The sequence below is a fragment of the Flindersiella endophytica genome (assembly GCF_054779015.1).
Window position 1 is genome coordinate 426,246 of the sequence record NZ_BAAGYY010000024.1, and the last position, 21,148, is coordinate 447,393.

A 21,148-nucleotide genomic window follows, 5' to 3' on the forward strand; every position below is an offset into this window, starting at 1 on the left:
GACTTCAACGTTGGAACCCCCGATGGTAGAAGGGACGTCGGATAGGCGAAACCCCACGTCGAGGGAGCCGGTGTTCATGGGTGTGCTGTCGCCAGTCGTCGCCGTCGTGATGTCCGTGCTCGGGCTGTTCGGCGTACCCGGTCCGAGCCTTTCCACGATCACGATGAATCTGGAATCCACTACGGCGACCAAGCAGACACCGGCGAAGCCGACGGCCGCGGGTGTGTTCCGCAACCCGATCAACACCAGCGCCGACCCGACGATGGTCTACTTCGGCAACTCGTACTACCTGGCGACCACACAGGGCGACCGGATCCGGATCTGGCGCTCCCCCAGCATCGCGACGCTGCTGAACGCTCCCGCCGCCGACGTCTGGATCGATCCCGACGCCAGCCGCAACAAGCAGGTGTGGGCGCCGGCGATGTACCGCTTCGAGACCGACGCGGGACCGCGCTGGTACATCTACTACACCGCTTCGGACGGCGTCGACGCCAACCACCGGATGTACGTCATCGAGTCCGCGGGCGACGACCCGATGGGGCCGTACACGTTCAAGAACAAGGTCTTCGACTTCGGGCAGTACGCCATCGACGGTGAGCCGTTCCGGCACAACGGCCTGCTGTACTTCGCGTGGGCGAGCCCCGGCCGCGGCCAGGGTGGTCCGGCGCAGACCTACGTCGCGCCGATGGTGAACCCGTGGACGGTGTCCGGCCAGCCGGTCGCGGTGCCGGTCGCCGGCGGGTGCTCCGAGGTCAGGGAAGGGCCGACGTTCCTGTCCCGGAACGGCCGGACGTTCCTGACGTACTCCACCTGTGACACCGGCAAGCCCGACTACCAGCTGTGGATGACCTCGATCGCGGACGGCGCCGATCCGCTGGTGCCGGGCAACTGGACGCAGCACAACGGGCCGGTGTTCGCGCGCAACGACGCCAACGGGGTGTGGGGACCGGGGCACCACTTCTTCTTCAAGTCGCCGGACGGCACCGAGGACTGGATCGCCTACCACGGGAAGAACACGTCGGCCTACGACTACGGCTGGCGCACGACGCGGGCGCAGAAGTTCACCTGGAACGCCGACGGGACGCCGAACTTCGGTACGCCGGTGGCCTTGGGCGCGGACGTGCCGCTGCCCGCGGGCGACCCCGGGCCCGCGCCGCGCGTGATCAACGACTTCGACATCGGCACCGGCGACTTCCAGGTGTCCTACGCCGGCAACTGGAACTCCGGAACAGGCTGCGGCAACCAGTGCTTCCGCGGCGACGACCACTGGTCGGGTGTGGCCGGTGAGACGGCGACGTTCACGTTCACCGGAACGCAGATCGGCCTGCTGTCAGTGCGCGACACCGGCAACGGCATCGCCGCGATCTCCATCGACGGCGGGCCGGAACAACGCGTCGACTACTACGGCACGCCGCGGGTGGGGCAGCAGCTGAACTATCTCAGCCCGAAACTCCCGGCAGGACAGCACAAACTGACCGTACGCGTCACCGGAGAGAAGAACGCCGCCTCGTCCTGGACCGCGATCTCGATCGACCGCGCCGAGGTCTGGCCGTAGGGCCTGGCCGGGCCTGCGGCCATCCTCCTCGATCTCGACCACTGTCTCAATCGTCCCCGCGCTGAGGTCCGGCCAAAGGTCAGTGACGTGTAGCGACTCGTCGCTGTCGCAGCGGCTGGATGCACAAGATCCTCTGAGCTTCACGCCACACTCCGGCCGCTGCGGGGCTGGTTCGAGCTGACGTCGCGATGGTCGACGCCAGTCGCCACCCAGATCCAGGTGCTGAGCTGACCCTGGACCGAAGCCGGAAGGCTTGTGTTCTGGGTGCAGAACCAAAGCGTGCGCCGGTGGCCGGCCTGGCGCCGGCCGGGCGCAGGCCGGGCGCAGGCCATCGGCTGTACGCGGCGGACGGGCTGCTCGCCTTCGCCGGACCGAATCCCCGGGCCTGGCGAAAGCCTGGTAACGGCGATGCGAGAGGTCTGGTTGGCGGCAGACCGGCCCGGGCGGCTGGCGTACCTGCGCGCGGTCGCCGGCGTTGAGTGGGACTCCTTCATGGCGTGCTGCCGACCGCACCAGTGGTGCCGGGATCGCCGGTGGCGAGAAACGGTCAGTGATCTGGACGGGCCACACGGTCAGCCCTAGCCTGCACGCGCAGCTTATGTGCAGGGAGGGGTCACCGTGGCGGCAAATTCTTTCCGTATGGGCAGGCGCGGGCTGTTGGCCGGTTCTGCCGGTGTCATGCTTGCTTCGGCCACTTGGCGGCCTGCGTACGCCGAGCCGCAGCCGGAGCCGAGTCCAGGGGAGGGCAGAGTCTTCACCAGCACTGGGGTGCGGCCCACCGCGGCCGACTACGCCGGACTGCGTGCCTCCTGGCGGCAGATGCTGATCGGCAGGGACGTCGACCCGGCCGACCAGCGGTTCGCGGCCGCGATCGCGGCGCTCGACACCGAGGCCGCCGGCTACCGCGCTCTGCTGGACAGGCGCGTCGATCGCGACCGCGTGTTCACCGACCAGCCGTTCGATCCGCCGAGCGGCATCACGCAGACCTTCGTCCGCACGGCGCGGATCGCGACCGCGTGGGCGACGCAAGGGTCCGCGCTCCACCAGAACGCCGGCGTGCTCGCCGAGCTCGTCGCCGCCATGCGCACGACGTACGACCTGGTCTACAACGAACGCCAGACGGAGTACGGCAACTGGTGGGAGTGGGAGATCGGCTCGCCGCGCAACCTCACCGACACGCTCATCCTGCTCTACGACCACGTGGATCCGGCGGACCTCGCGCTCTACCTCGGCACGATCGACCACTTCGTGCCCGATCCGTTCTACATGTTCCTCGACCAGCGCCGCACGCTGTCGACCGGCGCCAACCGGGTCGACCTGTGCCGGGCCGTCGCGGTGCGAGGGATCATCGGCCAGACCGACGAGCGGATCGGCCGCGCGCGCGACGGCCTCTCCGACATCTTCGCCTACGTCACGAGCGGCGACGGCTTCTACCGCGACGGTTCGTTCGTCCAGCACGGCACGGTCGCCTACACCGGCACGTACGGCATCGAGCTGATCGACGGCATGTCGAAGCTGATCGCGCTGCTGGCCGGATCGGCCTGGGAGGTCGACGACCCCAACCGCGAGGTGCTCTTCAAGGCCATCGAGATCACGTTCGCGCCGGTGATCTACGACAACCAGATGCTCGACTTCGTACGCGGCCGGGCGATCTCACGCACCAGCCGCCGGGACCACCACGACGGCCACTCCGCCGTCGAGCACATCCTCAAGCTGGCCGAAGGTGTCGCGGTCGAGGACGCCGGACGGGCGGCCCGCTGGCGCACCATCTGCAAGGGCTGGTTGACGCGGGACACCTACGACGACCCGTTCACAGGCGCCCGCGTGCCACGCGTCTCGGCGTACGCGGGCGTGGTCGACGACAAGGCGGTCGAGCCCGCACCGGAGCCCAGCGGCTTCACGATCTTCCCGAGCATGGACCGGGTGATCCACCGCCGGCCGGGCTGGGCGTACGGGATCAGCATGTCCAGCAAGCGGATCTCCTACTACGAGTGTGGCAACGGCGAGAACAACATCGGCTTCCACGGTGGCGAGGGCATGACCTACCTCTACCTCGCCGCAGACAACGGCCAGTGGGCCGACTCGTACTGGCCGACCACCGACTACTACCGCATGCCCGGCACCACGATCGACACCAAACCGCTGCCTCCGCAGGCCGGCGGCACGTTCGGTGCGGCCCGGCCGCAGGTCGTGACCTGGGTCGGCGGCGCGTCGCTCGACGGTGAGTTCGGCGCCGTCGGCCAGGACCTGGAGGGGATCCTGGCGCCGCTCACCGGCCGCAAGTCGTGGTTCTGCCTGGACGACTACGTGGTCGCGCTCGGCGCGGGCATCAACGACACCAGCGGATTCGCCGCCGTGACGACCGTCGAGAGCCGTAATCTGCACGCCGCCGGTGAGAACCGCCTGCTGCTCGACGGCATACCGCAGCCGGCCGAGCAGGGCTGGTCGGTCGCCGGCCGGGGAACTCGCTGGGCGCATCTCGACGGTGTGGCCGGCTACGTCTTCCCGGGCAAGGTGAACCTGTCGGCCGTACGGGAGGAACGTACGGGCAGCTGGCGGGACATCAACACCGGCGGCCCGACCGCGCCGATCACGCGGCGCTGGCTGACGCTGTGGATCGACCACGGCGTGGATCCGGTGGATGCCGGCTACGCGTACATCGTCGCGCCGAACGCGTCCGCGCGCCGCACCCGTGAGATCGCACAGTCGGGCGAGGTGAAGATCCTGGCCAACACCGAGCAGGCACAGGCGATCTGGGTGCCGCGGCTCGGCGTGGTCGCCGTGAACTTCTGGCAGGCGGGGCGGATCGGCGACATCGTCGTCGACGCGCCGTGTTCGCTCGTCCTGCGGGAGCGTCACCGCCGGTTGACCGTCGCCGTCGCCGACCCCACGCACCTCCAGACGGCTGTCAACGTGGTCGTGGCAGAACGCTTCGGCTACCGGGAAGCCGGCTCCGACTCGACGATCGAGGTGACGGCGACCCGTCCGGCGATCAGGTTCACCGTCGGCGTCGCGGGTACGTATGGCGTCACCCAGACGGCACGGTTCCAGCGCTGATGCCAGGTGATAGCTTCAGCCGGGGCCTGGGGCGAAACACTGGCTGACGAGAGCGAGGAATAACCGGTGACGGAGCACCCGACCAAGGGAATGTTCGACCAAACGCGCGCCGAGTGGCGCTCGGCGCCCGACAGCAACGTCGAGATCGCGTTCGTCGACGATCTGATCGGTATGCGTGACGGCCGTCAGCCCGATGGCCCGATCCTGGTCTTCACCGAGGCCGAGTGGGAGGCGTTCGTACTGGGCGCCAAGGACGGCGAGTTCGACCCCGAGGCGTTCGAAGAGGACTTGCGGCGGCAGGAAGCCGAGCTTGCCGGTGAGCGGGCCCGGGCGGCCCAGCAGGCCGAGGAGCTGCAGGAGGGCGAGTAGACCGCCGCCCGCCCAGATCCCGACCCTTCCGATCCCCTCGCCCGAAGCCGGCCCGGCAGCTGTTTCCGCATGGCGACCTTCGTCGAGCAGCGCGAGGTCGGCTCGAACCACTGCCGCAGCCGCGGCACGGACGTGCCGACAGCCGCTGTGGCGTCCTGGCCCGGCGGGACAGGAACCGGTCGACGACTGCCGCAAACCATGTCGAAGACGTTGCAGCGGCCGGAGTGCGGCACAGCCTCTGCCCGCCGCCGGCGCTCGAAGACGGCGGCGGGTGGAGGCGTGAGGCTCAGAGGATCTTGTGCATCCAGCCGTGCGGATCCTCGGCGCGGCCGTACTGGATGTCGAGCAGCTGCTGGCGGATCTGCGAGGTCACCGGGCCCGCGTTGCCGTCCCGTGAGCAGACCAGCTCACCGTCCTTGGACTTCAACGACCCCACCGGCGTCATCACCGCGGCCGTGCCGCAGGCGAAGACCTCGACGATCTGCCCGGACTCCACACCCGAACGCCACTCGTCGATCGACACGCGGCGTTCCTCGACCTTGTGGCCCAGTTGCCCGGCCAGTGTGATGATCGAGTCGCGGGTGACGCCTTCGAGGATCGTGCCGGTGAGCTCCGGCGTGACGATCTGCCCGTCGTCGTAGACGAAGTAGAGGTTCATGCCGCCGAGCTCTTCGATCCAGCGGCGCTCGATCGCGTCCAGGAACGCGACCTGCTCGCAGCCGTTCTCCAGCGCCTCCTGCTGCGGACGCAGGCTCGCGGCGTAGTTGCCGCCGCACTTGGCCGCACCCGTGCCGCCCGCCGCGGCGCGGCTGTATTCCTCCGACAGCCAGATCGAGACCGGCTTGACGCCCTGCGAGAAGTAGGCGCCGGCCGGCGACGCGATCACGGAGAACGTCACGTGCTTGGCCGGCCGCACGCCGAGGAAGACGTCGGAGGCGAACATGAACGGACGAACGTAGAGGCTCGTCTCGCCGCCGCCCGGCACCCACGCGTGATCGGTCTGGACCAGCAGGTCGATCGCCTCGACGAACTCGTCGACCGGCAGCTCCGGCAGCGCCATGCGGTAGGCCGAGCGCTGGAAGCGTTCGGCGTTGGAACGCGGGCGGAACGTCCAGATCGATCCGTCGTCGTGGCGGTAGGCCTTCAGCCCTTCGAAGATCTCCTGGGCGTAGTGCAGCACGGCAGTCGCCGGGTCGAGCAGGAACGGACCGTATGGCTTGACCACCGCGTCGTGCCAGCCCGCCTCGGGCGTCCAGCTCACCGTGACCATGTGATCGGTGAAGTACTTGCCGAAGCCGGGGTTGGCGAGGATCTCGTTTCGGCGTTCCGCAGGCACCGGGTCCTGCTTGAGTTGGCGGGAGTATTCGAGCGCGCTCATGGCAGAACCGTACCCAATCGTTGACTCGTGTAGTTGACGCTGTTGGGCTCGATGCGGTGCATCCAGCCGTGGTTGTCGGCGGCGCGGCCGTACTGGATGTCGAGCAGCCGTCCGCGCAGTCGTTCGGTGATCGGACCGGGACGCTCCGTGCCCCAAGCCACCTCACCGCCGTTCCATTTCAGCCGGCCGACCGGTGTGATCGCGGCCGCGGTGCCGCAGGCGAAGACCTCCGTGATCTCCCCCGACGACACGCCGGATCTCCACTCGTCGACCGAGATGGGCCGCTCCTCGACGGCCAGCCCGTACTCACGCGCCAGCGTGATCACGGCGTCGCGCGTGATGCCCTCCAGGATCGCGCCGTCCAGCTCCGGCGTGACCAGCCGGCCGTCGGCGTAGGAGAAGAAGACGTTCGACGCGCCGAACTCCTGCACGTACTTCTGCTCCCGGTCGTCCACGAAGCACACCTGGTCGCAGCCGTTACGCAGGGCCTCCTGCTGCGGCAGCAGGCTGGCGGCGTAGTTCGCGCCGGCCTTGGCGTCGCCGGTGCCGAACCGCCCGGCCCGCGAGTAGTCCAGCGACAGCCAGATCGAGACGGGCTTCAGCCCGCCCCGGAAGTACGCACCGGCGGGCGAGCCGATCAGGCAGAACGTGTAGCGCTGCGCCGGACGGACGCCGAGGAACGCCTCCGAGCCGTACATGAACGGCCTGAGGTACAGGCTCTCCTCGGCACCCGACGGCACGTCGTCGCGGTCGGCGTCGACGAGCAGGCCGATCGCCTGTACGAAGTCCGAAGCCGGCAGGTCGGGCATCGCCATCCGGTCCGCGGAACGCCGGAAGCGCTCGGCGTTGGCGAACGGCCGGAACGTCCAGATCGAGCCGTCGGGGTGCCGGTAGGCCTTCAGGCCTTCGAGAATCTCCTGCCCGTAGTGGAAGACCGCCGACGCCGGCTCGAGGTCGAGCGGGCCGTAGGCCTTCAGCTCCGGCGGTTCCCAGCCCCTGCCGGGCGTCCAGGCCATGGTGACCATGTGCCTGGAGAACTGTGTTCCGAACTGCATCGTCGTCTCATCTCTCTCATGCCCTGAATGAAACCTTTGGGTACACGGAAAACGCCGCCCGCGAGACTGCGCGGGCGGCGTTTCCGGGGAAGCTCGTGGGTGCCCGCTAGGGGCCGGCTACTCGATTGGCGATGGCGTCGCCGATCTCGGACGTGGTGCGCTGCGTGGACTCTCCGGCCCGGGCGGCCAGGTCGTCGGCGACGGCCTGCTCGACGCGGGCGCCGGCCTCGTCGAGGCCGAGGTGTTCGAGCAGCAGGACCGCCGACAGGATCGCGCCGGTCGGGTCGGCCTTGCCGGTGCCGGCGATGTCGGGCGCGGAACCGTGCACGGGCTCGAACATGCTCGGCGCGGTGCGGTCGGGGTTGATGTTGGCGCTCGGCGTGATGCCGCGGACGCCGGGGATGAAGCCACCGGTCACGGCGCCTGCCAGGTCGGTGATGATGTCGCCGAAGAGGTTGTCGGTGACGATCACGTCGAACCGGCCCGGGTCGCTCACCAGGAAGATCGTCACGGCGTCGACGTGGAGGTAGTCGACCTCGACCTCGGGGAACTCCTTGGCGACCTCTCCGGTCACGCGGCTCCACACGTTGCCGGCGTTGACCAGCACGTTGGTCTTGTGCACGAGCGTGAGGTGCTTGCGGCGGGCCTGCGCGCGGCGGAACGCGTCGCGGACGACCCGCTCGACACCGAATGCGGTGTTGATGCTGACCTCGGTCGCGATCTCCTGCGGCGTGCCCTTGCGCATCGCGCCGCCGTTGCCGACGTACAGGCCCTCGGTGCCCTCGCGGACGACCACGAAGTCGATGTCGGGCTGCGCGGCCAGCGGGGTGGGCACTCCGGCGTACGTACGAGCCGGGCGGAGGTTGATGTAGTGGTCGAGCTCGAAGCGGAGCTTGAGCAGCAGGCCGCGCTCGAGGATGCCGGGCGGGAGGCTGGTGTCTCCGGGACGGCCACCGACCGCGCCGAGCAGGATCGCGTCGTGCTCGCGAATCTCGGCGAGAACCGAGTCGGGCAGGACCTCCCCCGTGGCGAGGTAACGGTTGGCGCCCAGGTCGTACTCGGTGAGCTCGAGCTTGGTGTCGTACTCCGGCACGACCGCGCCAAGGACCTTGAGGGCTTCAGCCGTGACTTCGGGGCCGATGAAATCTCCGCCGATCACAGCCAGCCGGATGCTCCGCGACATGGCGATCACCGTACTCCGCGTGTCCACATGTCGGCATTCACGTCTCGACATGTGGACCGGTCGGGATGAGTCACGGCCGGGCTCAGTTGAACGCGTGCTGCAGCTGGTCGTGCGCCCACTCGGAGACCGGCGGCTCCGGGTGCTGCTCGGCCCGCTCCGGCTCGGCCTGGGCGGCCGGGTGGGCGGACTCGGAGACCATGCCGGCCGGGCCGCCGTTGTCGCGGCGGTCCAGGGATTCCTGCAGCGCCTGCTGCATCGCGCGGCGAGCTTCGTTCATCGGAGTTTCTCCTTCGCTGATTGGACTTTCGGCTGCTCTACGAGAGCTGGGTCAGCACGAGTCGATCACCGCGGCGGGCGGCTGACCCGTAATCAGCAGGGACCCGTCGCGGCTGCGAAGGAGGCGTACTCGGTGGAACATAACGGGTTCGAGATTAGTAGGACATCCAACTATCTGTCTCGGGAATTGTCGAAGGTTCTCGCATGCCGAGACGAACGATCACTCGGACTCGTTGCTTTTCCCCAGGTTGTGCGATAGTGACGCGCCATGAGCGCACGCCCTGACCTCCCCGACGTCGTGGATCGCGCGCGCCGGCTCTCCCACCGCCGCGGCTTCGTGTCGTCCTGCCGGAACGAGACCGGCCGCCTGCTGGCCACGCTGGCGGCCACACGTACGGGGACGCTGGCGGAGACCGGCACGGGATGTGGCGTGGGCTCGGCCTGGCTGCGCAGCGGCATGCACGCCGACGCCCGGCTGGTCACGGCCGAACACGACGGCAAGCTCGTCGAGGACGTACGCGACATCTTCGCCGGCGATCCGCTCGTGACCGTACTGGAGGCCGACTGGAAGGAGCTCTCGCACTACGCGCCGTTCTCCCTGCTCTTCCTCGACGTCCGGGAGGCCAAGCACGCCGGTCCGGAGAGCACACTGGAGATCGTCGAGCCGGGTGGCCTGGTCGTACTGGACGACTTCACGCCCTATCCGGGCTGGCCTCCGATGTACCACGGGCGCGTCGACACGATGCGCCAGCTCTGGCTCTCGCATCCCGGCTTCGTGACCGTGGAGATCATGGTCGCCGAGGACACCGCCGTGCTGCTCGCGGCCCGGCGCTGACGTCTCGAACAACCCGGCGTCGTCCGTCATAGGACTCTTCCGTTGACATGAAACCTCGTTTCACAAACCCTGCCTTCAACGATTGGGAGGCAGGACATGAAACGTCGCGTCTACGGTGTGCTCGGCTTGGCGGGGTTGCTGGTGCTGAGTACGGCCGCGAGCATTCCCGTGCAGGCGAGTCCACCAGCGCTGGTCGACGGCGCTCCTGGTGACGCCCACGTGGTGTCGGCGGGAGCGGCCTGGAACGTGTGGAGCCCGGCGCCCGGCCATATCGCGAACTATCCGCAGGCGTTCACCACCGACAACGTGGTGGACGGTTTCACGCGCAAGAAGGTCTTCGCGTTCTGGCAGAACACGCCCGACAACGAGTCGTACGCGACGACGGGCGCCCGCGCGTTCTCGACCGACGGCGGTGAGACATATCCGTCGATGTCGGACGGGGCCGGCACCGTCACCTCCGGCATCCGGCTGGACGACGGGTCGCTGCTTACCGTGGACTTCCTGGCCGACGGCACACAGCAGACGGGCTACCAGCTGAACATCGCGCGGTCCACCGACCTGGGCGCGACATGGACCAGGGGCAAGGCTCCGCTCGACGCCGGCACGTACCAGCTGGGCTGGATCCGCGTCCACCGCGGCATCGTGCAACTGGCCGACGGCACGCTGCTGCTGCCGATCTACGGCGTCGACGTCCGCGACGGGAGCCAGAGCAGCAGCTTCCTGCTGGAAAGCACCGATCGCGGCGCGCACTGGAAGATCCGGTCGCGGATCAGCGACGCCGAGCGGCCGGGTACGAACGAAGCCTTCGTCACGCCGACGTCGGACGGACGGCTGGTCGCGTTCCTGCGCAACGTCAACGAGGTCGACCTGATGCAGGCGTACTCCTCCGACCAGGGACGCACCTGGACCAGGCCGGCCGTGATCGTCCCGCCGAAGGGCGCGCCGACCGGCCTCGCCGACCCGGCGGCCGTGCTGCAGCCCAACGGCATGCTCGTGCTGGCGTACGGCCGGCCCGACAACACGGTCCTGGTCAGCCGCGACGGCACCGGGCGGACCTGGGACGACTACGAGAACGTCTTCGGCAACACGCCGCGCACCACGTGGCCGGGCAGCACCCACGGCTCCAGCGGCAACCCCGCGCTGGCGAACGTCGCCAGCAACCAGTCGCTGGTGTTCGGCGACACCTGCGGGCACCAGTGGATGTGCCGGGAGAAGGGCCAGCACTACCGCATCTGGGTGCGCCGGATCGATGCCGTCACGCCGGGGACCGGCAAGCTCGACCTGGCCGGCAAGGTGCACGCGGGCACGGTGCGGCTGAACGGGGATGTGGTGAGCTCAGCGGCGTTTCCCGAGACGCGGCTGGCCGGTGCGGTCGACGGGAGCTCGGAGCGTTACGCGGCGGCTCGCTTCGCCCCGGACGGGTCGCACTCGCTGGTCGTGGAGCTGGACCAGGCGTACCGGCTCGACCGGATCGGGCTGATGCTCGGCTACGGCACGCCGCAGGACGCCGACGTCCAGCTGTCGGCCGACGGGCGGTCGTGGGGGCAGCCGGTGCTGAAGCTGCGGCAGAGCGTCGACTACGCGCTGCGGTACCACTCGATCGAGCCGGCGACGGCGCGCTTCGTCAAGATCAGCGGGCCGCGCGCGCTGGAGGCGGTGACCGAGCTCGAGCTGTACTCCGCCGACACGCTGACGTTCGAGAACGACGCGGTGGACTCGGCACCGCGCGGCTTCACCGGCACGCGTTATGCGTACGTCAACGACACGATCATGCAGGGTGCGGGCGACAGCCGGCGACGGCTGAGCCTGGTCGACGCCGACGGCGACAGCTTCGCGACGGCGACCCTGCCCAGGCCGGCGGTCGCGGCGCAGCGGCTGGACTACGCGTACGCGGCGACGCAGTACGCCTCCGGCATGCGGATTCTCGTGCGTGGCAAGGATGCTTCCGGGCACGACATCGACCCGTGGCAGTTCCGGCTGGTGCCCTCGGGTACGGGGCTGAAGCTGTCGGCGTTCGACGGCTCCACGTGGCAGGACGTCGGCACCACGAAGACCCGGCCCGCCAACCAGGTCTGGACGACCGTACGCGTCGACACCACGGCCGACCAGGCGACGGTGACGATCGGCGGCGAGACGCTGCCGGCGACGACGTGGCGGGCGGTGGCGGCGGTGGCGTTCACAGGCGCCACGTTCGACACCGACATCCCCAACACGCCGGTCCAGTCGGGGATGCAGCACGACTTCGACGACATCCGCGTGACGGCCATCCCCTGACTGACCGTGAATTAGTTAATACGGGTCACCCAAACTAATTAATTCAACGCGCGGCGGCCGAGCTCGTCCAGGATCGCGACCACCTCGGGGCGGTGCATCGGGCCGGAGTGCGGAGCGGCGACGCTTCGCACGTCGGTCCGGTTGCGCGGCGTCAGCGCGTCCGCCTCCCTGATCATCCTGTCCTGCAAGGCGATCGGCAGCTCGCGGTCCAACGTGAACCGGACGTACGTGCGCGGGATCCTCCCCCACCCGTCCGCGTGGCCGCGGGCGTCGGCGGCGAAGTTGCTCAGCGTCTCGTCGGGCTCGAGCAGGTTGAGCATCGCGCGCACCTGACTGTCGGAGTAGTCGCCGGCGGTGGCCGCCCGTACCGCTGCCAGGAACCTCGGATCGGCCGACCGCCAGTTGATCCGCAGCACACCAAGTGCCTCGGCGTCGCCGACCGCGCCCCAGCGGCCGATCTCCGTGGACAGGCTCGTGCTCCCCTCGGGTGTCGCCAGGTAGTCGTCGACGCTGGGCAGGTCGACGCAGCACATCGCGGCGATGTAGACGATCCGATCGATCAGCTGGGGTACGAGGTCGCAGACCGGGTTGATGGTCGCGCCGCCCTGGCTGTGCCCGACCAGGATCACCGGGCCGTTGCGGCCGGCCCGGCGCACGATCCCGGCCACCCGGTCGATGTAGTCCTGGAACGTGATGCCGGCCAGCGGGGACGGCTCGACCGCGAGCGCCGCGAGGTCCTGCGGCGCCTGGTAGGCCAGCGGGTAGTTGGCCTCCACGCCGTGGCCCGGCAGGTCGACGGCGATCGTCCGGTAGCCGCGCATGGTGAGCTCGGGCGTGAGGCCGGCCCACCACAGCGAGGACGCGCAGGTCCCGTGCAGGAGTACGAACGTCGGCGGGCCGTCGCGGCCTGCCCTACGTCCGGCAGCGCCGTGGTCCGCGCCGGCCGGTGCGGCCGGGCCGGTCGTCAACGCGACCGCGCCCGCCGAGACCGCGGCCGCGCGGATCAGGTTCCGTCGTGTGTGTGTCGTCATGCGCGTGACGCTAACACGATACAGTGCAAGCCTTACACAGTTTTTTGCGACATGATTCCGACACGAGAGAATCCCTTCCATGACCGACGAGAAGCCGCTGCCGCCCGGACTGGCGCTGGCCTGGGGGGTCAGCTCGCCCGGGCGGCGTGGGCCCAAGCCCGCCCACAGCGTCGGTCAGATCGTCCAGGCGGGCGTCGAACTGGCCGACGCGGACGGGATCGGCGCGCTCTCGCTGCCGAAGCTCGCAACCAGGGTCGGGCTCAGTACCAACGCGATCTACCGCTACGTCGACTCCAAGGACGAGCTCGTCGTGTTGGTCCGCGACGCCGGCTGGGGCCCGCCGCCCGGCACGATCCGGCGCGCGGCGAACTGGCGGTCTGCCGCCACGGCCTGGACACACGCGGCGCTCGCTCGCTACCGCGCCAGACCGTGGCTGCTCGACGTTCCCGTCCCCGGTGCCCCGATGACACCGAACCTGCTGCGCTGGCTCGAGACCCTGCTCGCCGCGATGCGTGACACCGGCCTGAACGACGAGGACTGCCTGCGCTGTGCGCTACTCCTGGACGGCTACGCGGTCAGCACGGCCAGCCTGATCCGCAAGGTCCAGGCAGCGGCGGCCGAGCCGGCTCAGTCCGCGGCCGGCCTGGAGTTCCTGCTCCCCCGCCTGCGGGAACAGGGCCTCCCCGTCCTGGCGGAGATGCTGGCCGGCGGCACCTACGGCTCGGGAGACGAAGCGGAGCAGGTCGACTTCGGCCTGCTCCGCGTGCTGGACGGGATCGACGCGCTGATCCGCGCTCAAACCCCGCCATAGAACACCGAGCCGGCGCGCGCCCCCAACCCGACCGCGCTGCCAACCCAGAACCCGAAGCGGAGCAGGCCAACCTCGGCCTGCTCCGCATGGCTGGACGGGATCGACGTGCTGGGCGCTGCTCAGGCTGTGCCGTAGAACCGCCAGCTGGCATACCCGCCGTTGATCGTGAGCGTCGACTGGCCGAGCTGCTCCACGTGCCGCGCCACCGGGTGGTTCAGCACGAAGTCGATCTGCTTGAGACCCACCTCGGCGAGCGGGACAACGTCGAACCGGATCGTGGTGCCGCCGCGGACGGCGATCGCTCCGCCGGCCGGGAGGGTTCGGACGACGAAGCCGCCGGCACGCAGGAGTGGCAGCGTGTCGGCGAGGTCGCCGGCGGTCATCGCGATCTCGATGCCGGACACGTCGCGCATCAGGTGGTCGCGGTAGGCGTCGCTCAGGTAGCGCTCGCGGCCCACGTCGCCGGGATAGCTGGCCGGCTCGATGTTGGCCCGCGGGTCGGCGAGGTACTCCGGCCGGTACTCCATCGCCCAGGCGCCGAACTTGTCGTACTCGGCGGTGGTGAGGATCGCGTCGAACCACGGCACCCGTACACCGTCGCCGAAGTCGCGGGTCTGGTGGAACTCGATCGGGTTCGGGACGCCCTCGTCCACCAGCCGATCGGTCACGGTCTCGAGGTCACCGGCGCGCTCCACCGAGACGCCCAGGCCGGCGGAGCCGAAGGTGCCGTCCGGGTCCGGCAGGTCGCCGATGCCGAACAGCTCGACATAGGTTTCGCGCCCCATCAGGTAGCGGCCCGTCCACGAGCCCTGCTCACCGGTGGTGGTGCGGACCTGGAAGTTGGCGAACTCCTTCAAGTACTCCGAGTGCTCGATCGCGTCGGCGGTCGCCCGGTCGAGCACGCCGTACGCGTGGTTGAAGAACAGCAACTGACGCTGGCCGGTCTCGGCGTGCGCCGGGCTCGCGGCCCCGTTCGTCACGGCGACGAGGGCGAGCGGAACGACCGCGGCGACGGCCACGATCGTTCGCAACTTCCGGAGGATAGGCATGCGAGTGATGGTAAGTCGGCAAGATCGACTTCGCCGCCGCTTCGCGACTTCTCGCCAGTCATGCCACGAGGTCGATCGAACGCGCGGACTCCGCGGAGATCGCGCGCGCCATCTCGTCCAGCACGGGCTGCGGGACGCTGGAGTCGACCGACATCAGCGCGAGCGCCATGCCGCCTCGCCGGTTCCGGCTCACCTGCATGCCGGCGATGTTGACGTCCGCCTCACCGAGGATCCGGCCGACGGTGCCGATGATGCCGGGCCGGTCGACGTAGCGCAGCACGACCATGTGGTCGGTGAGTTCGACCTCGAGGTCGAACCCGTCGATCCCGATGATGCGCTCGGCGTACTTCGGGCCGACCAGCGTGCCCGCGACCGACGCGCGCCGGCCGTCGCGGAGCATGCCGCTGACCATGACGAAGTTGCGGAAGTCGGGACTGTCGGACGACGTGATCAGCCGGACCTCGATGCCGCGCTCGGCCGCGAGCAACGGCACGTTGACGTACGAGACCTGTGCCTCGACGATGTCGGAGAAGATGCCCTTGAGCGCGGCCAGCTCGAGCACCTTCACGTCGTATTCCACGATTTCGCCGCGGACCTCGACGTCGAGCGTCTCGGGCACTTCGCCCGCCAGCGCGGTGAAGATCCGGCCCAGCTTCTCGGCCAGCGGAATGCCCGGGCGGACGTCCTCGGCGATCACACCACCCTGGACGTTGACCGCGTCCGGTACGAGTTCGCCTGCCAGGGCGAGCCGAACGGACTTCGCGACCGAGACGCCGGCCTTCTCCTGCGCCTCTTGCGTGCTGGCGCCGAGATGGGGTGTCGCGACCACGTTGTCGAGCTCGAGCAGCGGCGAGTCGGTGCACGGCTCGGTCGAGAAGACGTCGATTCCCGCCCCCCGGAGCTTGCCTTCCTTGAGGGCGACATAGAGCGCGTGCTCGTCGATGATCCCCCCGCGTGCGGCATTGACCACGATCGCGCCGGGACGCAGCTTGGCGAGCTCCGCCTCACCGATCACGCCGATGGTTTCGGGCGTCTTCGGGAGATGGACGGTGATCGCGTCACTCTCGGCCAGCAGGTCGTCGAGCGTGACCAGCCGTACGCCCATCTGCGCGGCCCGGCCGGGCTGTACGTAGGGGTCGTAGGCCAGCACGTTCATGCCGAACGCGGCCAGCCGCTGGGCGACCAGCACGCCGATCCGGCCGAGGCCGAGGACGCCGACGGTCTTCTCGTAGAGTTCCACACCGGCGAACTTGCTGCGCTTCCACTCACCTTTGCGCAGCGACGCGTGCGCGACCGACACCCGGCGAGCGACCGAGAGCAGCAGCGCGATCGCGTGCTCGGCCGCGGAGATGATGTTGGACTGGGGTGCGTTGACGACCATCACGCCGGCGAGCGTGGCGGACCGGACGTCTACGTTGTCGAGGCCCACACCCGCTCGCGCGACGACCTTCAGCCGCGGCGCGGCGGCCAGGGCTTCCTCGTCGATCCGGGTCGCGCTGCGGATCAGGACCGCGTCGGCGTCGACGATCTCGGCCAGCAACTCGGCGCGGTCGGCGCCGTTGCAGTGGCGGATGTCGAAGTCGGGTCCGAGGGCGTCGACCGTGGCGGCGGACAGCTCCTCAGCGATGAGAACGACGGGCTTGGCCATACCCGGCGACGGCCGGGTGCTGGGCGAAGTTGGGGACACTGGTGGACCTTCCGACGTGGTCGACGACTGCCCCCGAGCACATCTCTGGGCCCGGCCTTGTTACGGCCAGGATAACGGCGGGCTGCACACAGCTTTAGTGACGCGGGCCACATCAACCGGTATCGGTCGTTACGTATGGCATCCGGACCGCTCCCCTGCGCACGATCCGGACGATTTTCGAACTTCTTCGCGCACGATGTCGATCCCTGCTCCGGCCCTTCGTCGGTGGGGCAACCAAACGGAAAAGAAGGAGACGTCATGACCACCGAACCGACGCACCACAGCTGCTGCACGAACGGGACCGACACGAAGCTGGTGCCGGCCGGCGCGCTCGACGCGGCGCCCCTGCCCCCGGTCGTCGACCGGGCGACGTTCCAGGCCGAGCTGGACGAGCTGCGGCTGCGGGAGAAGGCGCTCACCCGCGAGTACGACCAGGTCTCCGCCGCCCGGCGGCGCCTGCCGATGGTCGAGGTGTCCGGCACGACCCCGGTGGTCGGGCCCAACGGGCCGGTCACGCTGCTCGAGGCGTTCGAGGGACGCAAGCAGCTGATGACGTACTACTTCATGTGGTACCCGGGCCGCGCCGCCGCCGACCAGTGCGAGGGCTGCACCTGGAACGCCACGCAGGTCGCCGAGCTGTCGTACCTGCACTCACGCGACATCACATACGCGATCTTCTGCCAGGGCCCGTACGCCGAGAGCCGCCGCTACCGCGACTTCATGGGCTGGACCATGCCGTGGTACTCCGCGCAGGACTCGCTCGACACGCTCCTCGTCGGGCGCACGATCGGCATGATGCACCTGGTCTGCTACGTCCGCGAAGGCGATCGCGTCTTCGAGACGTACTGGACCACCCGGCGCGGCGTGGAGGCGGTCGACTGCGCGTACTCGCTGATGGATCTGACGGTCTATGGGCGACAGGAGCCGTGGGAGGACTCGCCTGCGGGCTGGCCGCAGCCGATGGAGGGCTACGTCCGGCTCAATGGCCGTCCGATCCCGCAGTGGTCGCGGATCGAGGCCGGCCGCTCCGACGACCTCACCGGCACCGCCTGAGGGTCCCGAAACGGCACCGCCGCCCACCCCCAGGTGCCTGGGAGCGGGCGGCGGCCGTTTGGTTCTGGCGCGCGGGGCTCAGCGAGCCGCGGTGCCCTCGACGTAGTCGTCGTCGTGGCTCTTGACCCAGCTCATCATCTCGCGGAGCTGGCGGCCGACGCCCTCGATCGGGTGCCGCTCGCCCTCCTCGCGGAACTTCTTGAACTCCGGGCCGCCGGCGTCCTGGTCGTCGATGAACCGCTGCGCGAACGTGCCGTCCTGGATGTCGGACAGCACTTCCTGCATCCGCGCCTTCACACTCGCGTCGATCACGCGCGGACCGGAGACGTAGTCGCCGTACTCCGCGGTGTCGGACACCGACCAGCGCTGCTTGGCGATGCCGCCCTCGTACATCAGGTCGACGATCAGCTTCAGCTCGTGCAGGCACTCGAAGTAGGCGACCTCGGGCTGGTAGCCCGCCTCGGTCAGCGTCTCGAAGCCTGCCTGGATGAGCGCCGAGACACCGCCGCACAGCACGGTCTGCTCGCCGAACAGGTCGGTCTCGGTCTCTTCCTTGAACGTGGTCTTGATGCCGCCGGCCCGCAGCCCGCCGATGCCCTTGGCGTACGACAGGGCCAGCGGCCAGGCGTTGCCGCTCGCGTCCTGCTCGACCGCGACGAGCACGGGTACGCCCCGGCCTTCGTTGTATTCACGGCGCACCAGGTGGCCCGGGCCCTTCGGCGCGACCATGAACACGTCGACGCCGGGCGGGGGCTTGATGTAGCCGTAGCGGATGTTGAAGCCGTGCCCGAAGACCAGCGCGTCGCCCTCGACCAGGTTGGGCTCGACCGACTCGGTGTACAGCTTGCGCTGTGCGGGGTCGGGCGCGAGGATCACGATCAGGTCGGACTCCTCGACGGCCTCGGCGGGCGTCAGCACACGCAGGCCCTCGGCCTCGGCCTTGGCGCGGCTCTTCGACCCCTCCGGCAGGCCTACGCGTACATCGACGCCGGAGTCACGAAGCGACAGCGCGTGGGCGTGCCCCTGGCTCCCGTATCCGAGGACGGCGACGGTTCTGCCGGAAATGATCGACATGTCGGCGTCGTCGTCGTAGAACAGCTCAGCTGCCACAAGTTCTCCTTCAGCGCTTTCTTTCTCTATCGATGTACGTAGCCGACTCTAGGCGGTGCGCTCGACGGACCGGAGCGTGCGGTCGGTGATCGAGCGGCCGCCGCGGCCGATCGCGACCATGCCGGACTGCACCAGCTCGCGGACGCCGAACGGCTCCAGCACCCGCAGCATGGCTTCCAGCTTGTCGGGACTGCCGGTGGCCTCGATCGTCACCGAGTCGGGGGCGACGTCGACGGCCTTGGCGCGGAACAACTGGACGGTTTCCAGTACGGCACCGCGCGTCGACGCGTCGGCCTTGATCTTCACCAGCAGCAGCTCGCGCTGCACGGCGGTCGACGGGTCGAGCTCGACGATCTTGATGACGTTGATCAGCTTGTTGAGCTGTTTCGTCACCTGTTCCAGCGGCAACTCCTCCACGTTGACGACTATGGTCATCCGGGAGACGTCCGCGTGCTCGGTCGGTCCGACCGCGAGCGAGTCGATGTTGAAGCCCCTGCGGGCGAACAAGCTGGCGATCCTGGCCAGGACACCAGGCTTGTTCTCGACCAGCACGGACAGCGTGTGACGGGACATTGCTCTGCTCTCTCCTTACTGTCTCGTGCCGGTCTAGAGGTCGTCGTGCTCGAAGGCGGGAGCCATGTCCCGGGCGATCTTGATGTCGTCGTTGCTGGTGCCCGCCGCGACCATCGGCCAGACCATGGCGTCGCGGTGCACCACGAAGTCGATGACGACCGGCTGGTTGTCGATCTCCATCGCCTTCTCGATCGTGGCGTCGACGTCCTCGGTCTTCTCGCAGCGCATGCCGACGCAGCCGTACGCCTCGGCGAGCTTCGCGAAGTCGGGGATCCGGCTGGAGTGCAGGTCGGTGTTGGAGTAGCGCTCGTTGTAGAACAGCGTCTGCCACTGCCGGACCATGCCCAGGCTGGAGTTGTTGATCACCGCGACCTTGATCGGGATGCCCTCCAGCGCGCAGGTCGCGAGCTCCTGGTTGGTCATCTGGAAGCAGCCGTCGCCGTCGATCGCCCAGACGGTGTTCTGCGGGCGCCCGACCTTGGCGCCCATCGCCGCGGGGACGGAGAAGCCCATCGTGCCGAGACCCCCGGAGTTGAGGAACGTGCCGGGGTTTTCGTACTGGATGAACTGCGCGGCCCACATCTGGTGCTGGCCGACGCCGGGGACGTAGAGCGCCTCGGGACCGGCGATCTGGCCGATCCGTTCGATGACGTACTGGGGTGCCAGCGTGCCGTCGTCGGGCTTCTCGTAACCCAGCGGGTAGCGATCGCGCCAGTCGTCGAGCAGGCGCCACCAGGCGGTGTAGTCGCCGCGGCGGCCGGCTTCGTGCTCGGCCTGGACGGCGACCACGAGGTCGGCGATCACCTCGCGGGCGTCGCCCACGATCGGCACGTCGGCGACGCGGTTCTTGGAGATCTCCGCCGGGTCGATGTCGGCGTGCACGACCTTCGCCTGGGGAGCGAATGTCGACAGCTTGCCGGTCACGCGGTCGTCGAACCGGGCGCCCAGGCAGATCATCAGGTCGGACTTCTGCAGCGCGCCGACGGCGGCCACCGTGCCGTGCATGCCGGGCATGCCGAGATGCAGCTGGTGGCTGTCGGGGAACGCGCCGCGGGCCATCAGCGTGGTGACGACCGGGATGCCGGTCATCTCGGCCAGCACACGTAGCTCCTTGGCGGCGTGGGCCTTCAGCACGCCACCGCCGACGTACAGGACGGGACGCTGGGACTCGGTGATGAGCCTCGCCGCCTCGCGGACCTGCTTGGCGTGCGGCCGGCTCACCGGGCGGTAGCCGGGGAGGTCGAGGGTCGTCGGCCAGTTGAACGTGGTCATCGCCTGCATCGCGTCCTTGGCGACGTCGACCAGGACCGGACCCGGCCGTCCCGTACCCGCGATGTGGAACGCCTGCGCGATCGCCTCCGGGATCTCCGCGGGGTCGGTGACCAGGAAGTTGTGCTTGGTGATCGGGAACGTGATGCCGCGGATGTCGGCCTCTTGGAACGCGTCCGTACCGATCGACGTGCTCGCCACCTGCCCGGTCACCGCGACCATAGGAACGGAGTCCATGTAGGCGTCGGCGATCGGGGTGACGAGGTTGGTGGCGCCGGGGCCACTCGTGGCCATGCAGACGCCGACCTTGCCGGTGGCGAGCGCGTAGCCCTCAGCGGCGTGACCCGCTCCCTGCTCGTGGCGTACAAGGATGTGGCGGATCTGCTTGGAGTCCATCAACGGGTCGTACGCGGGAAGTACCGCACCGCCGGGAATCCCGAACACGGTGTCGACACCCGCCGCCTCCAGGGACCTGATCAAGCTCTGGGCCCCGGTGATCTGCTCACTCATCGCCTTTGTCGTCCTTCTTCGCCGGATCTGCTCGCCGGATCGTTGGGCGTACGTGCATCGTCTCTTACAAGCA

16 protein-coding genes and 1 pseudogene are annotated in these 21,148 nt (G+C 69.0%); 7 read left to right on the top strand and 10 right to left on the bottom strand.

What is annotated here, in order from left to right:
• Positions 1 to 76 precede the first annotated feature (76 nt).
• From ACYVF6_RS29800 to ACYVF6_RS29810, 3 genes are all read left to right on the top strand, one after another.
• A complete protein-coding gene (locus ACYVF6_RS29800) occupies positions 77 to 1,555 on the top strand; it encodes a family 43 glycosylhydrolase (RefSeq protein WP_460525937.1) in 1,479 nt (492 codons plus the stop codon).
• Positions 1,556 to 2,323: 768 nt separating this feature from the next.
• On the top strand, positions 2,324 to 4,612 hold the full coding sequence (locus ACYVF6_RS29805; RefSeq protein WP_460525938.1) for a polysaccharide lyase 8 family protein: 2,289 nt from the start codon (positions 2,324 to 2,326) through the stop codon (positions 4,610 to 4,612).
• A 66-nt stretch (positions 4,613 to 4,678) separates the two neighbouring features.
• On the top strand, positions 4,679 to 4,981 hold the full coding sequence (locus ACYVF6_RS29810) for a DUF397 domain-containing protein (protein ID WP_460525939.1): 303 nt from the start codon (positions 4,679 to 4,681) through the stop codon (positions 4,979 to 4,981).
• 286 nt (positions 4,982 to 5,267) lie between these two features.
• On the opposite strand, the gene ACYVF6_RS29815 is transcribed toward ACYVF6_RS29810, so the two are convergent.
• From ACYVF6_RS29815 to ACYVF6_RS29830, 4 genes and pseudogenes are all read right to left on the bottom strand, one after another.
• Positions 5,268 to 6,359 carry a branched-chain amino acid transaminase gene (locus tag ACYVF6_RS29815; RefSeq protein WP_460525940.1) on the bottom strand — a complete coding sequence of 364 codons (1,092 nt, stop codon included), beginning with the start codon at positions 6,357 to 6,359 and terminating at the stop codon, positions 5,268 to 5,270.
• Positions 6,356 to 7,423 (bottom strand): annotated as a pseudogene (locus ACYVF6_RS29820) (branched-chain amino acid aminotransferase); the annotation flags it as partial. The gene ACYVF6_RS29815 and the pseudogene ACYVF6_RS29820, both read right to left, overlap by 4 nt.
• A 97-nt stretch (positions 7,424 to 7,520) precedes the next feature.
• The gene (locus tag ACYVF6_RS29825; protein WP_460525941.1) at positions 7,521 to 8,597 is read right to left on the bottom strand and encodes a 3-isopropylmalate dehydrogenase; all 1,077 of its coding nucleotides are present in this window, start codon (positions 8,595 to 8,597) and stop codon (positions 7,521 to 7,523) included.
• An 82-nt stretch (positions 8,598 to 8,679) separates the two neighbouring features.
• Entirely contained in the window at positions 8,680 to 8,874 is a 195-nt protein-coding gene (locus ACYVF6_RS29830) for a hypothetical protein (RefSeq protein WP_460525942.1), read from the bottom strand.
• Positions 8,875 to 9,141: 267 nt separating this feature from the next.
• Here ACYVF6_RS29830 and ACYVF6_RS29835 point away from each other — a divergent pair, with 267 nt between their 5' ends.
• The gene (locus ACYVF6_RS29835) at positions 9,142 to 9,708 is read left to right on the top strand and encodes an O-methyltransferase (RefSeq protein WP_460525943.1); all 567 of its coding nucleotides are present in this window, start codon (positions 9,142 to 9,144) and stop codon (positions 9,706 to 9,708) included.
• A gap of 96 nt (positions 9,709 to 9,804) precedes the next feature.
• Positions 9,805 to 11,982 (top strand): exo-alpha-sialidase, encoded by a 2,178-nt coding sequence (locus tag ACYVF6_RS29840; protein ID WP_460525944.1) that lies wholly within the window; start codon positions 9,805 to 9,807, stop codon positions 11,980 to 11,982.
• 38 nt (positions 11,983 to 12,020) lie between these two features.
• Here ACYVF6_RS29840 and ACYVF6_RS29845 read toward each other — a convergent pair whose 3' ends face one another.
• Complete coding sequence (locus tag ACYVF6_RS29845) at positions 12,021 to 13,013, bottom strand: alpha/beta fold hydrolase (RefSeq protein ID WP_460525945.1); 993 nt, start codon at positions 13,011 to 13,013, stop codon at positions 12,021 to 12,023.
• Positions 13,014 to 13,092: 79 nt separating this feature from the next.
• Between ACYVF6_RS29845 and ACYVF6_RS29850 the strand changes: the two genes are divergently transcribed.
• A complete protein-coding gene (locus ACYVF6_RS29850; RefSeq protein ID WP_460525946.1) occupies positions 13,093 to 13,824 on the top strand; it encodes a TetR/AcrR family transcriptional regulator in 732 nt (243 codons plus the stop codon).
• A 119-nt stretch (positions 13,825 to 13,943) separates the two neighbouring features.
• Here the strand turns inward: ACYVF6_RS29850 and ACYVF6_RS29855 are convergent, their stop codons facing one another.
• Both ACYVF6_RS29855 and serA read right to left on the bottom strand, forming a co-directional pair.
• Positions 13,944 to 14,873, bottom strand: a complete 930-nt coding sequence (locus tag ACYVF6_RS29855; RefSeq protein ID WP_460525947.1) for a DUF5829 family protein — start codon at positions 14,871 to 14,873, stop codon at positions 13,944 to 13,946.
• Positions 14,874 to 14,931: 58 nt separating this feature from the next.
• Positions 14,932 to 16,560, bottom strand: a complete 1,629-nt coding sequence (gene serA / locus ACYVF6_RS29860) for a phosphoglycerate dehydrogenase (RefSeq protein ID WP_460525948.1) — start codon at positions 16,558 to 16,560, stop codon at positions 14,932 to 14,934.
• 258 nt (positions 16,561 to 16,818) lie between these two features.
• Between serA and ACYVF6_RS29865 the strand changes: the two genes are divergently transcribed.
• Positions 16,819 to 17,613 carry a thioredoxin domain-containing protein gene (locus tag ACYVF6_RS29865; RefSeq protein WP_460525949.1) on the top strand — a complete coding sequence of 265 codons (795 nt, stop codon included), beginning with the start codon at positions 16,819 to 16,821 and terminating at the stop codon, positions 17,611 to 17,613.
• Between the two features lie 78 nt (positions 17,614 to 17,691).
• Here the strand turns inward: ACYVF6_RS29865 and ilvC are convergent, their stop codons facing one another.
• From ilvC to ACYVF6_RS29880, 3 genes are read right to left on the bottom strand one after another with little or no spacing between them, the layout of a single operon-like run.
• Complete coding sequence (gene ilvC, locus ACYVF6_RS29870) at positions 17,692 to 18,723, bottom strand: NADP-dependent ketol-acid reductoisomerase (RefSeq protein WP_460525950.1); 1,032 nt, start codon at positions 18,721 to 18,723, stop codon at positions 17,692 to 17,694.
• A gap of 48 nt (positions 18,724 to 18,771) precedes the next feature.
• Positions 18,772 to 19,296, bottom strand: coding sequence for an acetolactate synthase small subunit (gene ilvN, locus ACYVF6_RS29875; protein WP_460525951.1), 525 nt, complete (start codon positions 19,294 to 19,296; stop codon positions 18,772 to 18,774).
• 33 nt (positions 19,297 to 19,329) lie between these two features.
• Positions 19,330 to 21,075: an acetolactate synthase large subunit gene (locus ACYVF6_RS29880; RefSeq protein WP_460525952.1), complete on the bottom strand. Its 1,746-nt coding sequence runs from the start codon at positions 21,073 to 21,075 to the stop codon at positions 19,330 to 19,332.
• Positions 21,076 to 21,148: the final 73 nt, after the last annotated feature.